Here is a 15,085-nt window from a genome sequence, read left to right on the forward strand (position 1 = left end):
GTCGCGACAAAATAGCGAAGCATTTTGCGCGGGAAGCGCAGGCCCGGAATCCATGGCGTCACGGGCGTTCCCGGAGAAATGGATTCTCTGATGCGCAATTGCGCATCAAGGTTCGATCCCGCGCATCGCCCCGGAATGACAGCAATTATTTTCGCCGCGTCAGCGCATCCCTAATCAGCGGCAGGCGGTCGTTGCCGAAATACATATCCGTCTTGTCGAGAAAGATCGTCGGCGAACCGAAGCCGCCGCGCGCCATCACCTCATCCGTATTGGCCTTGAGCTGATCCTTTATCTTTTGATCGCCGATGCCGGCAAAGAACGCTTTCGGATCGATGCCGGCGCGCTGGCAGACTTCGGCCAGCACCGCGTCCTGCGAGATGTCCTGATCCTCGCCCCAATAGATCTGGAACGCGGTGCGCGCGAACGGCAGCATGTCGTTGCCGAGGAAAATACAGCCGCGCATCGCTTTCACACTGTTCACCGGAAACACCGTCGGCCGCATCTTGATGGTCAGGCCGGAGACGCGCGCCCAGTCCGCGATGTCCTTTTTGTCGTAGGCGACTTTCGCCGGCACAGGATGTTCGCGCCTGGCGTAGACGCTCGGATTGATGGTGTTGAAGATGCCGCCGACCAAAATCGGCCTCCACGAGATTTCCTCGTCGAACTCCTTTGCGAGCGGCTGGATGTTGTGGAAGGCGAGGTAAGTCCACGGGCTCGAACAGTCGAAGAAGAACTCGATCATGGCGGATCCTTGTGTTCACTTTTGCTTTGGCGCTCGTGTCCCGGACGCGGTGCAACGCTTCGTGTTGCATCGCAGATGCGGGACCCACGCCCAGAATTGCTTGATTCCTGGGTCCCGGTTCTGCACCGCAGCGCCATAGCGCGTCTAGACGCGCGTAAACGCGCTTATGGCGCCGCAGTGCGCCCGGGACACGGCTACTTCTTCCCCATCATCTCTTTCGCCCTTTGCCCGAACATGTTCTTGCGCGCCTCCTCGTCAAACGGCTCCTTGACGAATTTACCGACCGCTAATCCTGCCTGCACCTGCGGACGCGCGCGAATGTCCGCATACCAGCGTTTGACGTTCGGATAGTCGTCGAGCGTAAAGCCTTGGGCCTTGTGCGTCATGGTCCAGGGGAAGCAGGCGATGTCGGCGATGGAATAATCCTTGCCTGCAACATAGGCGGCGGTCTTGCCGAGTTGCGTATCGAGCACATGATAAAGCCGCGCCGCCTCGTCGCGGTAGCGCTGGATCGCATAGGGAATTTTTTCCGGCGCGTAGAGCGCGAAATGCCCGTGCTGGCCGAGCATCGGCCCAAGGCCGCTCATCTGCCACATCACCCACTGGATCACGACCGAGCGCGCGCGCATTTCCTGCGGCAAAAAGCGCCCGAACTTGTCAGCAAGATAAATCAGGATTGCGCCCGTTTCAAAAACTGAAAACGGCCCGCCGCCGTCGGACGGCCGGTCGTCGACGATCGCGGGAATCCGGTTGTTCGGGCTGACGGCCAGAAATTCCGGCTTGAACTGATCGCCCGCCCGAATGTTGACCGGAATGACATTGTAGGGGACGCCCAGCTCCTCGAGCATGATCGAGATTTTCCAGCCGTTCGGCGTCGGCGCGTAATAAAGGTCGATCATGGGGGCGGACTCTGGATAGATATTCGCTCTCGTCAGCGGCATTCTAGAACAGAGCCGATGAGGACCAAAGTGCTTCCTCGTCATGGCCGGGCATCGTCCCGGCCATCCACGTCTTGATTTCGCAAAGGAAGGACGTGGATGCCCGGGTCAAGCCCGGGCATGACGACCTTTGTTGTCCTGTACCTCGTCCCCGGGACATGGCATTGAGAGGCCCAACAAGTCACGAAACGCCAGAGGACACGCCCACCATGCTGTTTCCCACCACGATCGCCGGCTCCCTGCCCAAGCCCGAATGGCTGGCCGAACCGAACAGGCTTTGGGCGCCCTGGAAATCGCAGGGCGACGAACTCGCGCGCGCCAAGCGCGATGCGACCATGCTGGCGGTGAAGATTCAGGAAGACGCCGGCATCGACATCGTCACCGAAGGCGAGCAGGCCCGCCAACATTTCGTCCACGGCTTCCTGGAAAAGGTCGACGGCATCGATTTCGCCCACAAGGTCGAGATGGGAATCCGCAAAGATCGCTACAAGGCAATGGTGCCGCAGGTGGTGGCGCCGCTGCGGCTCAAGGGCCGCGTCCATGCCGACGAAGCCCGCGTCGCCCGCACCCACACCACGCGCAAGCTGAAGTTCACGTTGCCCGGCCCGATGACCATCATCGACACCATCGCCGATCAATATTACGGCGACCGCGTCAAGATGGCGTTTGTCTTTGCCGAACTGCTCAACGAGGAAGCCAAGGCGTTGCAGGCCGATGGCGTCGACCTCGTACAATTCGATGAGCCCGCCTTCAACGTCTATATGGACGCGGTCAACGACTGGGGCATCAAAGCGCTGGAGCGCGCCGCCGAAGGGCTGACCTGCGCTACCGCCGTGCACATCTGCTACGGCTACGGCATCAAGGCCAACACCGACTGGAAGGAAACCCTCGGCAACGAGTGGCGGCAGTACGAAGACATCTTCCCGACGATCGCCAAAAGCCCGATCCAGCAAGTCGCGATCGAATGCCGCAATTCACGCGTGCCGCTCGAACTGCTTGCACTGCTCAAGGGCAAGAAAGTCCAGGCCGGCGTGATCGATGTCGCGAGCGACACGGTCGAGACCGCCGAAGATGTTGTTGCCGTGATCGATGCCGTGTCGAAGTTCGTGGCCAAGAGCGACATCATCCCGACCACCAATTGCGGCATGGCGCCGATGCGCCGCGATATCGCCGAAGCCAAATTGATGGCGCTCGGCGCCGGCGCGAAGCTGGCGCGGCAGAGGCTGGGGTGACGCCCCAAGGCGTCATTCCGGGGCGCTCGTAAAAACGAGCCGGAATCCATCATGCCACGGCGCGGGGGAGAAATGGATTCTCCGATGTACAATTGCACATCGTAGTTCGCACCTAACGGTGCGCCCCGGAATGACGGTTAATCGATAGACTTGCCTGCACTCTCATGCAGCACCGGCCGATAGCCGGCCGAGAACGCGCGCACGGTCGAAGGCGGCGTCAGGAGTTTCGCATCCGTGATCTCGCCCTTCACCGCGCGATAGCCGGAAGGCGACCACTTCAGCGCCTTTCCCTGTGCGATCAGAAAGCTCGCCTCGCCCGCCTGCACCATCGTGCCGTCGGGCAGTTTTTCGAGTGGCCTTGGCAGAGGGTGTAATTTCTTCACGCTGGCGAAGCGTTCCCGGTGCAAGGCCGCATCCATCTCGGGCGCGAGCACGTCGCTGACGCGATTGCCCTTCTCCCAGGAGGCACGGAAACGGTTGGCATCCACGCGCCGGCAATAGAAACACGGCCGATGCCCCGCTGCAAAAGCCGTGGCCTCATCGAGAAAGAACAGCTCGGTCCAGCTTTGCCGTTCCATCACCTTGCGCCGGCGGCCGCGGAATTCCAGAACGCAAGTAAGCCATGCGTCGGTCGACCAGCGTTTCCTGAGCAGCGTTTTCGTGGCAGGGCTGTGGATGATGCCGCGATTGCCGACAAACATGCCGCGCGAAGGGATCGCGACGATTTCGCCCGTCGGCAATACGCGGTTTTGCAGGGGCATGCATATGCCTCGCTTTCGTCATTGCGAGCGAAGCGAAGCAATCCAGCAATCTTCAAAAGACTGGATTGCTTCGTCGCTTACGCTCCTCGCAATGACGGCGGAAATTTAAGCAGCCCCGTCGCGGATCGGCGGCTGGAACGACAGCGCGGTGTCCCAGGGAAAGAAGATCCAGGTGTCCTGCGATACTTCAGTGATGAAGGTATCGACCAGCGGGCGTCCTTTCGGCTTGGCGTAGACGGTGGCGAAATGCGCATCCGGCAGCAGGTCACGGACCATGCGCCCGGTCTTGCCGGTATCGACGAGGTCGTCGACGATCAGAAGTCCCTTGCCGGTGCCGCCGCCCAGCTTGGCGGTGTCAGGCGAAACGCCCTTGAGCACGTTCAAATCGCCCTGCTTGGTGTGGTCGTAGCTCGCGATGCAGACGGTATCGATAATGCGGACGCCGAGTTCGCGCGCCACGATCGCCGCCGGCACCAGACCGCCGCGGGTGATCGCGATCACGGCATGAAACGGGCCGACCTCATTGAGCCGCCAGGTCAACGCCCGGCAATCGCGGTGAAACTGGTCCCACGATACCGGAAAGGCCTTCCCTGCACTTGGATCTGCCATTCTTTCCCCCTGCTGTTATCTCTGATCTGATTTCTGCTTAACGAACCACGCTCAACCCGGCCAGCATGTCCTTCACGGCATTCATCGCCGCCGCGAGCTTCTCCGGATCGCGCGAGCGGACCACCAGATTGGTGTTCGGCTTTTTGTCCTCGTCGGTGAAGGGATAGCTGCCGATGATGGTATCGGGATGAGCTTGAGCGATGTCGCGCAAGGGGCCGCCGATGTCGCCCTCGCGGGCGTTGGCGCGAACGGTGTCCGACAGCATCCGCACGCCGGATTTGAGCTTCGGCGCTACGATGTCCATCATCGCCTGCATGATCGTCGGCACGCCGGCCATCACGATCACATTGTCGATCTTGAAGCCGGGCGCGAGGATCGTCGCGCTCTGGATCAGCTCGGCGCCGTCGGGAATGCGGGCCATCCGCAACCGCGCCTCGTTCAGATCGGCCTCGCCCCAGCGTTCGCGAAACCGCGCCACGACTTCCGGATGGTGGTCGATGCCGACACCGAAAGCCTTGGCCACGCTGTCGGCGGTGATGTCGTCGTGGGTTGGCCCAATGCCGCCGGTGGTAAAGACATAGGTATAGCGATGACGCAGTGCATCCAACGCGACAATGATCTCAGGCTCCTCGTCGGCGACGACGCGCACTTCCTTGAGGTCGATGCCGATGTTGGTGAGGTACTCGGCGATGAAGCCGATGTTCTTGTCTTTGGTCCGCCCGGACAGGATTTCGTCACCGATCACCAGAATTCCCGCCGTGACGATCTCACTCATAGTCTCTCCTACGCAGGCCTTAAGCCCGCACTTTGGCCGAACTTCGCTTGTCGGGCCAAGACCTTGATGTCTGGCCAGATTTTGCTGCCGAAATGAGCAGCCGCAAGCTGTTTTTTCGGCAACCGACCCCGGTATACCCAGCAAAAGGCCGGGACCAATCCATATCGCGCTGGCGTGAGCCTTGCTACCATCCTGTGAAGTCATGCACTGTAGCGAATGGCTTTGGGGGACGGTCGAGATTCATGGCAGTTGCCTTCGATGAAATGAACGGCATGGGCGGTGACCTTCGTCCGGCCTATGAGGAACTCTCCCGCTGGCTGAAGGAGACGCCGCCAGACACGCTGGAATATCGCCGCCAGGAGGCCGAACTTCTGTTCCGCCGGATCGGCATCACCTTTGCGGTCTATGGCGACGCGGAAGCCCAGGAACGGCTGATCCCCTTCGACGTCATTCCCAGAATCGTATCCGCCAAGGAATGGACCGTTCTTGAGAAAGGTCTCAAACAGCGCGTGCGCGCGCTCAACATGTTCCTGCGCGACATCTATCACGGCCGCGACATCCTGCGCGCCAACATCGTGCCCGAGGACCTGATCTTTCAGAACCCGGTGTTCCGTCCCGAAATGAACGGCCAGGACGTGCCGCACGATATCTATGTGCATGTCGCCGGCATCGACATCATTCGGACCGATGCGGACAACTTCATCGTGCTGGAAGACAACGCCCGCACGCCGTCCGGCGTGTCCTACATGCTGGAAAACCGCGAAATCATGATGCGGCTGTTTCCGGATCTGTTTGCGCGCCACCACATCGCGCCGGTCGAGAAATATCCGGACGAACTGTTGTCGGCGCTGCGATCGGTGGCGCCGTTGAGTGCCGCCGCCGAGCCGACGGTGGCGCTGATGACGCCCGGCGTCTACAACTCGGCCTACTACGAACACTCGTTCCTCGCCGACAAGCTCGGCATCGAACTGGTCGAAGGGCGCGACCTCATCGTCAAGGACGATGAGGTGTTCATGCGCACCACCGAAGGCCTCAAACGCGTCGACGTCATCTACCGCCGCCTCGACGACGACTTCCTCGACCCCCTCACCTTCCGGCCGGATTCCGCGCTCGGCGTGCCCGGACTGATGTCGGCCTATGCCGCCGGCAATATCACGCTGGCCAATGCGGTCGGCACCGGCATTGCCGACGACAAGGCGATCTACTCCTACATGCCGGAGATCGTGAAATTCTATCTCAGCGAAGAGCCGATCCTGAAGAACGTGCAGACCTGGCGCTGCCGCGAACCGAAAGACCTCGCTTACGTGCTCGACCATCTCAGTGAACTCGTCGTCAAGGAAGTTCACGGCTCGGGCGGCTACGGCATGCTGATCGGACCGGCCGCGACCAAGGCCACGATCGAGGCGTTTCGCGACAAGTTGAAGCGCGAGCCGGAAGGATTCATCGCCCAGCCGACGCTGGCGCTATCGACCTGCCCGACCTGCACTGCGTCCGGTCTTGCGCCGCGCCACGTCGATTTGCGGCCGTTTGTGCTGACGGGAAGCCAGCGCACGACCATCGTGCCGGGCGGCCTGACGCGGGTGGCGCTGAAGGAAGGCTCGCTGGTGGTCAATTCGAGCCAGGGTGGCGGCACCAAGGACACCTGGATATTGGACGAATAATTCATGCTGTCGCGCACCGCTGAAAACCTTTACTGGCTCGCCCGCTATGTCGAACGGGCCGAATATATCGCGCGCACGATCGACGCGACCTTGCGCGTGACCGCGCTGCCGGCCGCCTATATCGGCAAGACCAATGAATGGGAATCGGCGCTGCTCACCGCCGGCGTCAGCCAAAACTTCTACAAGCTCTACAGCGAAGCCAACGAACAGAACGTCGTCGACTATCTGTCGTTCAACCCCAATAACCCCTCCTCGATCAAGAACTGCATCGAGGCGGCCCGGCTAAATTCGCGTTCGGTACGCACCGCGCTCACCAGCGAAATGTGGGACACCATCAACTCGGCCTGGATCGAGCTCGGGGAACTCTGGGGCAAAGGCACCAAGACCCGCGAGGAACTGGCGCGCTTCCTGCGCTTCGTGCAGGAAACATCGCTGCGTTTCGATGGCTCGGCCTACCGCACCATGCTGCGCAACGACGCCTACTGGTTCTCGCGCCTCGGCGTTCATGTCGAGCGCGCCGACAACACCGCCCGCATCCTCGACGTGAAATACCACGTGCTGCTGCCCGAAGAGGAACATGTCGGCGGCCCGCTCGACTATTATCAGTGGACCTCGATCCTGCGCTCGGTGTCGGCGCTGACCGCCTATCACTGGGTCTATCGCGAGACCATGAAGCCCTGGCTGATCGCCGACCTCCTGATCCTCAACGATACCCTGCCGCGTTCGCTGGCAAGTTGTTACGGCAATCTCGTGCGCAATCTGGACCAGATCGGGGTTGCCTATGGCCGTCAGGGCGCCTCCCAGCGCCACGCCCGCGGCGTCCGCAACCGGCTGGAACACAGCAATATGGATGATATTTTCCAGCACGGCGTGCATGAATTCATCCAGGAATTCATCGCCGACAATTCAAGGCTTGGTGAAATCATCGCCAAACAGTATTTGATCTGACGTTAGAAGCTTGATTTGCAATCAGACGCATCCGCTGGTTCAGTCCCACCTCTCCCTTTGGGAGAGGGAGCGCACTTCCGCTGCCTCACGACATTGACTCGGAAATACACCTCATGCGCCTGCGCATCGCCCACTCAACCACCTATCACTACGAACCGGCGGCCACCGGCATCACCCAGATTCTGCGGATGACGCCCGGCAGCCATGACGGACAATATGTCGCCGAGTGGCAGATCGACGTATCCACCGACTCCCGCCTTCATGTACGTCAGGACGCCTTCGGCAACACCATCCATGTGCTGACCGAGTCTGCGCTCTCAGACCTCACCATCACGGCTCAGGGCCTGATCGAAACCCACGACACCGGCGGCGTGCTGCGCGGCACCGACGAACGTTTTCCGCCGGGCTTTTTTTTACGCACGACCGAGTTGACGCAGGTCAATCCGGCGATGGAGGCGTTCTCGCGCGAACTGCGTTCGGAGTCGGAGAAAGACGTGCTGGGATTCCTGCATGCCCTGATGCTCCAGATCAACGACCACATGACGTTCGACGAGGATCCGACCAATAGCGGGACGTCGGCGGCCGAGGCTTTCGCCTTGAAGCGCGGCGTATGCCAGGACTACGCGCATATCTTCATCGCCTGCGCGCGCTCGGTGAGCGTGCCCGCCCGTTTCATATCGGGGCATTTCCTGCGCTCCGACGGCTTGGTGAACCAGCCGGCCGGTCACGCCTGGGCCGAAGCCTACGTGCCGAATTTGGGCTGGGTCGCCTTCGATCCGGCGAATGCGATCTGCGCCACCGACGCCCACGCCCGCGTGGCGCTCGGCCTCGATTATCTCGGCGCCGCACCGGTCCGCGGCACCCGCTATGGCGGCGGCACCGAAGTGCTGACAGTTGCGGTGCAGGTCGATCAGGCCGGCCGCCAGGGCCAGTGGCAAAGCCAGTCATAATTCCACCCGCCTCGATTGTCCGATTGGGGTTGGACCGGCAGGCGAAATTGGCTAGTTTCGCGCCGCGATAATATTTAGGGACGCGAAATGACCTATTGCTGCGGAGTGCTGGTGCGGGAAGGGCTTGTCATGATCGCCGACACCCGCACCAATGCCGGTCTCGATAACGTCTCGACGTTCCGCAAACTGCACATCTTCTCCAAGCCCGGCGAGCGCATCATGGCAATCGCTAGCGCCGGCAATCTCGCGATCAGCCAGTCCGTGCTGTCGACCCTGACCGAAGGCATGGAAGACCCCGACACAGGCGACGTCGAAACGCTGATGAACGCGCCGACCATGTTCCAGGCCGCGCAGCGCATCGGCCGCGCAATCCGCGCCGTCAACGCCACCGAAGGCACCGCGCTGAAATCGGAAGACATCAATTTCGACGTGTCGTTCCTGTTTGGCGGCCAGATCAAGGGCGCGCGGATGCGCCTGTTCATGGTCTATCCGGCCGGCAATTTCATCGAATGCACCACCGATACGCCCTATTTGCAGATCGGCGAACACAAATACGGCAAACCGGTGCTGGACCGCGCCATGCACTACGACGTCGAGCTTTACGAGGCGCTCAAGACCAGCCTGATCTCGATGGACTCCACCATGCGCTCCAATCTCGGCGTCGGCCTCCCGATCGACGTGCTGGTGGCGCGTTCGGACGTCTGCGACGCCGACCTCAACCACCGCATCGAGGCCGGCGAGCCCTATTTCCACGATTTGCGTTCACGCTGGTCGGCGGCGTTGCGGGCGGCGCATCAGAACATCCCGCGGCCGCCCTACAAGACCGAAACACCGAAAACATAAAATACGACAAGACGTAAAACCGAAGAAAAAAGGCAGGAAACAATGACCGAGCCCAAAAACAAGATCGCGATCGTCACCGGAGCCGGAACCGGCGTCGGACGCGCGGCTTCATTGGCGCTGATGAATGCGGGCTTCACCGTCGTGCTCGCCGGGCGTCGCCTGGAGAAGCTGGAAGAAACCGCCAAGCTCGGCGTTGCCGGCAAGAGCCTCGCCGTCTCCGCCGACATGACAGACGCAGGCGCGATCGCAGCACTTTTCGCCAAGGTGATGGAGACCTATGGCCGGCTCGATCTCTTGTTCAACAATGCCGGCATGGGAACACCCGCGATGCCGTTTGAGGATTTGAGCCTCGCGCAGTGGCAGGCGGTGGTGTCCACCAACCTCACCGCGGCGTTCCTGTGCACGCAGCATGCGTTCCGCATCATGAAGGACCAGACCCCGCGCGGTGGCCGCATCATCAACAACGGTTCGATTTCCGCGCATGCGCCGCGGCCGTTCTCCGCCCCCTATACCTCGACCAAGCATGCCATCACCGGCCTCACCAAGGCCACCAATCTCGACGGCCGCGCCTATGACATAGCGGTCGGCCAACTCGATATCGGCAATGCCGCAACCCCCATGACCGACCGCATGGTCGACGGCGTCTTGCAGCCGGACGGCCGCAAGATGCCGGAACCGCGGATGGACTCCAAGGCGGTCGGCGACGCGGTCGCCTACATGGCGGGCCTGCCGCTCGACGCCAACGTGCTGTTCATGACGGTGATGGCGAGCAAGATGCCGTTCGTTGGGCGGGGTTAAGTTTCGTGCCCCGGGCGCAGCGCCGCGCATAAGCGCGTTCACGCGCGTCTTAGACGCGCTATGCGATGCGCTGCTGAACCGGGGCCTATCTTCGCCTCATCTTCTTGGGTACCGGATCTGCGCTGAGTCGTTTTACGCTTCATCGCGTCCGGGACAAGAGCGCGCGCCCTACTCCAGTCTCTCCACATCGCGCAGCGTCGGGAACAGTTTCATCCACAATAGCGCGATCGCGACCGTAGCGACGCCGCCGAGCACGGCCGAGGCCACCGTGCCGAGCAGCGCGGCCGCCACGCCGCTTTCGAACTGACCGAGATAGTTCGAGGCGTTGATGAACAGGAAGTTCACCGCGCCGACCCGGCCGCGCATGTCGTTCGGCGTCGACAACTGCACCAGCGAAAAACGGATCACCACGCTCACCGTATCGGCGGCGCCGAGAACCGCCAGCGCCAGCACCGACAGCCACATCCAGTGCGACAGCGCAAATACGACGGTCGCCACACCGAACACGATCACCGACTGAAACATCCGCAATCCGACACGGCTTTCAATGGCGTGGCGCGCCAACACCGCGGTCATGATCAATGCGCCGACGGCCGGCGCGGCGCGCAGGATGCCGAGGCCGAACGGGCCCGCCATCAGGATGTCGCGCGCATAGATCGGCAGCAGCGCGGTCACCCCGCCGAACAACACCGCGAACAGATCGAGCGAGATCGTGCCGAGGATCGCGGAATTATTACGGATGAAACGGACGCCGGCATAGATGTCGTCCGCCGTGGCCGCATCCTTGGGGGATTCAGGTTCGGTCGCCTTGATGGCACCGGTCAGCACCGCACTGAGCAGCCAGAACACCAGCATGATGCCGTAGGGCAAACCGGGCGCGAACGCAAAAGCAATTCCGCCGAGCGCGGGACCGGTGATGGTCGCGACCTGCGCGGCCGCGCTCGACAGTGCGGTGGCGCGTTGCAGCGAACCCTGCGGCGCAATCAGCGGCAGAAGCGCCGCGATGGTCGGGCTCTCGAACGCACCCGCCATCCCCAGCACGAACGTCGCGATGAAGATGTGAACCTCGGTGAGCCAGCCGGCATAGGAGCCCCAACAAAGGAATAGAGCAGTGAGAGCTTCCGCCAACTGGCAGAGCTGCACCACACGCTTGCGTTCGAACTTGTCGGCGGTGTGGCCTGCGACAAACACCAAGAGCGCGGTGGGCAGGAACTGCACCAGCCCGATCATGCCAAGCTCGAAGGCGCTGCCGGTCAGATCATAGATCTGCCAGCCGATCGCCACCGCGCCGATCTGGCTGGCGAATCGCGTCAGGCTTCGCGACAGCAGGAAGAAGAGAAAAGAGGGCTGTTTGAGCAGCGTGCCGGCGGTCACCGGCGAAAGTGAGGACATAATCATGATCGGTGACCGATGATGGCTTTGTTGTCAACGGCCGCTCGCTTCAGAATAGGCTTTGCATGGCTTGCAACGCTGCCATAATCCACTGGGGTTTCGAGGGGCATCATGCTTCAACTGCAATCGGCGCTCGGCATTGTTGCCCTGCTCGGGCTCGCCTGGATTTTTGGCGAGAACCGCCGTGCGGTTTCGCTGCGGCAGACGGCGATCGGGCTTCTGGTCACCCTTCTCACCGCCGTCGTGCTGATCAAATTGCCCGGCGTGGCGCATGTGTTCGGCGCCATCAACGACGCGGTCGGCGCGATCGCGCAGGCCTCGCGCGCGGGTACTTCGTTCGTGTTCGGCTATCTCGGCGGCGGCGCGCTGCCATTCGACCTGAAATCGCCGGGTAACGAGTTCATCCTGGCGTTCCAGGCGCTGCCCATCGTGCTGGTGATGAGCGTGCTGACCACGCTGCTGTTCTACTGGCGCATCCTGCCGCCGGTGGTGCGCGGCCTGGCCTGGGCGCTCGAGCGCACGCTTGGAATCGGCGGCGCGGTCGGGCTCTCCACCGCCGCCAACGTCTTTCTCGGCATGGTCGAAGCGCCGCTGTTTATCCGCCCTTATCTCGCGAGACTGACCCGCAGCGAACTGTTTCTGGTGATGACCGGCGGCATGGCGGGCATCGCCGGCACCGTGCTGGTGCTTTACGCCACGCTGCTGGCGCCTCTGATCCCGGATGCGGGGGCGCATTTTGTGATTGCCTCGGTGCTGGGCGCGCCCGCGGCCATTCTCGTCAGCCTGATCATGGTGCCTGAAACTATCGACGTGAAGACCGGCGGCTCGTCAGCCGATCCGCGCCTCGCCAATGATCCCGACCTGCATGCGGCCTCCACCATGGATGCGATCGTCAAGGGCACCACCGCAGGCCTTGAACTGCTGCTCAACATCGTCGCCATGCTGATCGTACTGGTGGCGCTGGTTCATCTTGCCAATTCGATTCTCGGCCTGCTGCCGGATATGAACGGTGCGATCACCTTGCAGCGGCTGCTCGGCTACGTGATGGCGCCGGTGTGCTGGCTGATGGGATTGCCGTGGTCGCAAGCGGTCCCGGCCGGCAGCCTGATGGGCACCAAAACCGTGCTCAACGAGCTAATCGCCTATGTCGATTTTTCGAAGCTCGGCACCGACACGCTCGACCCGCGTTCGCGGCTGATCATGCTGTATGCGATGTGCGGCTTCGCCAATTTCGGCAGCCTCGGCATCATGGTCGGCGGCCTCGGCACCATGGCGCCGGACCGCCGCGCCGAAATCAATTCGCTCGGATTGAAATCGATCGTCTCGGGCACGCTGACGACGTGCCTGATGGGCGCGATTGTCGGGGTGTTGACGTGACGACGCCATGGCGTCGTCATTCCGGGACAACCCGCAGGGTTGGACCCGGAATCTCGAGATTCCGGGTTCGCACTTCGTGCGCCCCGGAATGACGGCGCCCCAATCACACCGCCAATTCGACCGTCTTGAACTCGGCCGGCAGGATCACTTCCAGCAATTCGACGTCGTCGGAGTAATCCATGATCAGGTGTTTGATGCGCGACGGCTGGGTCCAGGAACTGCCCGTCTTGAACATCGTCTCGCCAACGCCTTCCAGATAGGTCTTCACCCATCCCTTGAGGACATAGACCATCTGGAAATCGACGTCGTGGAAATGCAGTTTCGACACCACCTCCGGCTCGCACGGCCCGATCAGGCGGATCACATGCGCCCGCGCCACGCCGGCGCTGGCTTCGGCCACACCAAGATCGCGGTACTTCGCGTACGTGCGCAGGCCGTCGGCCTTGAAGTCCTCGTCACGGTAATGGCTGATGGCGACGCGCTGTTTGCCTCGCGCGCGCTTGACGGGCGCTGCCGCCCTGCCCTTGCTCTTGAGTTTGCGCCGCGCGGTGGGCTTGGCGGCAACTTTGCGCGCCGACGATTTCTTCTGCGCGACTTTCTTGGTCGCGGCGGCCCGTGAGGCCGGCTTCTTCGACTTCTTCTTGGCCATCCCTGCTCTCCCTGTTCGTTGTTCGAACGAGGCTAGCACATGCCACGCTCGTCGTCCCGGACAAGCGAGCAGTTTAGGCTGAACTCTCTCCGCGTCATTGCGAGGAGCGCAGCGACGAAGCAATCCAGACTCGTGCACTCATTCTGGATTGCTTCGCTTCGCTCGCAATGACGGGCTCAATGCAACCGAAACACGCCGTCGACGGCGCGCAGTTCAGCTGGCTTGATCAGTTTGGAATGCGCCACGCGGACCGAATAAAGCGGTCCCTCGAGTTTTTGCTCCCAGAAGGCGAGGAAATCCCGCAGCGCCGGGAATTTCGGAAACAGATCGTAATTCTGCCAGACGTATGTTTGCAGCAGCGATGGATGATCCGGCATCCGGTAGAGAATTTCCGCCGTCGTCAGCCCATAACCCAGCACCTGTTTCCGGAAGTCTTCGGAAACGCCAACCCGCGAGACCATGCCAACCCTCCAAATTGCGAGAGTGCATTTGCGGCTGGGGTGGCCGGAACACGGAACAGAGCCACCTGAGTCGAGATGCACTCACATGAGAGAAATGTGACGCACGCGAACAACCCATCACAAGGCTAAATGTTTAATGAATTGTTGAAAAAGTCAGCACTGGCAGCAACTTGCCGCGACTGCTAATGCATCGCGCGAGCTCAGACCCTGCCGGATTAACGATGATTTCTGAAATTGGCAGGCGCCACATTTGAGTGCCAATTTTTCTGCTAAGGCACCTTGTCTCCCCGCTCAACCTGGATTATCTCCTGTTTAGCCCGCTGGCACTCGTCGGCGGCGAGTGCCAATTTTGCAAAAATCGCAAACATCTTCAAAATCTTAGGAGGACTGCATGAAATTCCGTCCGCTTCACGACCGCGTCGTGGTCAAGCGCATCGACGCCGAAGAGAAGACCGCAGGCGGCATCATCATTCCCGATTCAGCCAAGGAAAAGCCCTCGCAGGGCGAAGTCACCGCCGTCGGCCCGGGTGGCCGTGACGAGGCTGGCAAGCTGATCCCGATCGACATCAAGGTCGGCGACCGCGTCCTGTTCGGCAAATGGTCGGGCACTGAAGTCAAGATCGATGGCGAAGATCTCCTCATCATGAAGGAGAGCGACATCATGGGCGTCCTCACCGACGTTCCCGCCAGCAAGAAGAAGGCCGCTTAAGCGTCCTTTTCCTCATCCCTAGATTTCAAGGAAACACTCAATGTCAGCGAAAGAAGTTAAATTCGGCGTCGACGCCCGCGACCGCATGCTGCGCGGCGTCGAGATTCTCGCCAACGCGGTCAAGGTGACGCTCGGCCCCAAGGGCCGCAACGTCGTGCTCGACAAGTCGTTCGGCGCCCCCCGCATCACCAAGGACGGCGTCACCGTCGCCAAGGAAATCGAGCTTGAAGACAAGTTCGA

Annotated in this window: 17 protein-coding genes; 9 read left to right on the forward strand and 8 right to left on the reverse strand. The window is 61.5% G+C overall.

The window, feature by feature from the left end; genetic code table 11:
• Positions 1–145 precede the first annotated feature (145 nt).
• Both ABSE61_RS29305 and ABSE61_RS29310 read right to left on the reverse strand, forming a co-directional pair.
• Complete coding sequence (locus ABSE61_RS29305) at positions 146–742, reverse strand: 2-hydroxychromene-2-carboxylate isomerase (RefSeq protein ID WP_423874654.1); 597 nt, start codon at positions 740–742, stop codon at positions 146–148.
• 194 nt (positions 743–936) lie between these two features.
• A complete protein-coding gene (locus tag ABSE61_RS29310; RefSeq protein ID WP_423874655.1) occupies positions 937–1,641 on the reverse strand; it encodes a glutathione S-transferase N-terminal domain-containing protein in 705 nt (234 codons plus the stop codon).
• A 248-nt stretch (positions 1,642–1,889) separates the two neighbouring features.
• On the opposite strand from ABSE61_RS29310, the gene ABSE61_RS29315 reads away from it, so the two are divergent.
• Complete coding sequence (locus ABSE61_RS29315; protein ID WP_423874656.1) at positions 1,890–2,912, forward strand: methionine synthase; 1,023 nt, start codon at positions 1,890–1,892, stop codon at positions 2,910–2,912.
• A 137-nt stretch (positions 2,913–3,049) separates the two neighbouring features.
• Here ABSE61_RS29315 and ABSE61_RS29320 read toward each other — a convergent pair whose 3' ends face one another.
• The 3 genes from ABSE61_RS29320 to ABSE61_RS29330 form a co-directional block, all read right to left on the reverse strand.
• Complete coding sequence (locus ABSE61_RS29320; protein ID WP_423874657.1) at positions 3,050–3,673, reverse strand: hypothetical protein; 624 nt, start codon at positions 3,671–3,673, stop codon at positions 3,050–3,052.
• 105 nt (positions 3,674–3,778) lie between these two features.
• Positions 3,779–4,282 carry a xanthine phosphoribosyltransferase gene (gene gpt, locus ABSE61_RS29325; protein WP_423874658.1) on the reverse strand — a complete coding sequence of 168 codons (504 nt, stop codon included), beginning with the start codon at positions 4,280–4,282 and terminating at the stop codon, positions 3,779–3,781.
• Between the two features lie 37 nt (positions 4,283–4,319).
• A complete protein-coding gene (locus ABSE61_RS29330) occupies positions 4,320–5,057 on the reverse strand; it encodes a competence/damage-inducible protein A (protein ID WP_423874659.1) in 738 nt (245 codons plus the stop codon).
• Positions 5,058–5,299: 242 nt separating this feature from the next.
• On the opposite strand from ABSE61_RS29330, the gene ABSE61_RS29335 reads away from it, so the two are divergent.
• The 5 genes from ABSE61_RS29335 to ABSE61_RS29355 all read left to right on the forward strand — a co-directional run bounded on the left by ABSE61_RS29335 (position 5,300) and on the right by ABSE61_RS29355 (position 10,257).
• Positions 5,300–6,718: a circularly permuted type 2 ATP-grasp protein gene (locus tag ABSE61_RS29335; protein WP_423874660.1), complete on the forward strand. Its 1,419-nt coding sequence runs from the start codon at positions 5,300–5,302 to the stop codon at positions 6,716–6,718.
• Positions 6,719–6,721: 3 nt separating this feature from the next.
• Positions 6,722–7,666: an alpha-E domain-containing protein gene (locus ABSE61_RS29340; protein WP_423874661.1), complete on the forward strand. Its 945-nt coding sequence runs from the start codon at positions 6,722–6,724 to the stop codon at positions 7,664–7,666.
• Positions 7,667–7,779: 113 nt separating this feature from the next.
• A complete protein-coding gene (locus ABSE61_RS29345; RefSeq protein WP_423874662.1) occupies positions 7,780–8,616 on the forward strand; it encodes a transglutaminase family protein in 837 nt (278 codons plus the stop codon).
• Positions 8,617–8,703: 87 nt separating this feature from the next.
• Positions 8,704–9,459 (forward strand): proteasome-type protease, encoded by a 756-nt coding sequence (locus ABSE61_RS29350; RefSeq protein WP_423874663.1) that lies wholly within the window; start codon positions 8,704–8,706, stop codon positions 9,457–9,459.
• A gap of 42 nt (positions 9,460–9,501) precedes the next feature.
• Complete coding sequence (locus tag ABSE61_RS29355; RefSeq protein ID WP_423874664.1) at positions 9,502–10,257, forward strand: SDR family oxidoreductase; 756 nt, start codon at positions 9,502–9,504, stop codon at positions 10,255–10,257.
• Between the two features lie 168 nt (positions 10,258–10,425).
• Here ABSE61_RS29355 and ABSE61_RS29360 read toward each other — a convergent pair whose 3' ends face one another.
• A complete protein-coding gene (locus ABSE61_RS29360; RefSeq protein ID WP_423874665.1) occupies positions 10,426–11,649 on the reverse strand; it encodes an MFS transporter in 1,224 nt (407 codons plus the stop codon).
• 111 nt (positions 11,650–11,760) lie between these two features.
• On the opposite strand from ABSE61_RS29360, the gene ABSE61_RS29365 reads away from it, so the two are divergent.
• Positions 11,761–13,026, forward strand: a complete 1,266-nt coding sequence (locus ABSE61_RS29365; protein ID WP_423874666.1) for a NupC/NupG family nucleoside CNT transporter — start codon at positions 11,761–11,763, stop codon at positions 13,024–13,026.
• A 103-nt stretch (positions 13,027–13,129) separates the two neighbouring features.
• On the opposite strand, the gene ABSE61_RS29370 is transcribed toward ABSE61_RS29365, so the two are convergent.
• Both ABSE61_RS29370 and ABSE61_RS29375 read right to left on the reverse strand, forming a co-directional pair.
• Positions 13,130–13,675 (reverse strand): cupin domain-containing protein, encoded by a 546-nt coding sequence (locus ABSE61_RS29370; RefSeq protein ID WP_423874667.1) that lies wholly within the window; start codon positions 13,673–13,675, stop codon positions 13,130–13,132.
• 176 nt (positions 13,676–13,851) lie between these two features.
• Positions 13,852–14,136: an usg protein gene (locus tag ABSE61_RS29375; RefSeq protein ID WP_423874668.1), complete on the reverse strand. Its 285-nt coding sequence runs from the start codon at positions 14,134–14,136 to the stop codon at positions 13,852–13,854.
• 391 nt (positions 14,137–14,527) lie between these two features.
• Between ABSE61_RS29375 and ABSE61_RS29380 the strand changes: the two genes are divergently transcribed.
• Together ABSE61_RS29380 and ABSE61_RS29385 are read left to right on the forward strand one after the other, a co-directional pair.
• Positions 14,528–14,845 carry a co-chaperone GroES gene (locus ABSE61_RS29380; RefSeq protein WP_298254674.1) on the forward strand — a complete coding sequence of 106 codons (318 nt, stop codon included), beginning with the start codon at positions 14,528–14,530 and terminating at the stop codon, positions 14,843–14,845.
• A gap of 40 nt (positions 14,846–14,885) precedes the next feature.
• Positions 14,886–15,085: TCP-1/cpn60 chaperonin family protein (locus ABSE61_RS29385; protein ID WP_423874669.1), on the forward strand; the 200-nt coding region annotated here is incomplete at its 3' end.

It is taken from the genome of Bradyrhizobium sp., from assembly GCF_049519115.1.
GTDB lineage: Bacteria > Pseudomonadota > Alphaproteobacteria > Rhizobiales > Xanthobacteraceae > Bradyrhizobium.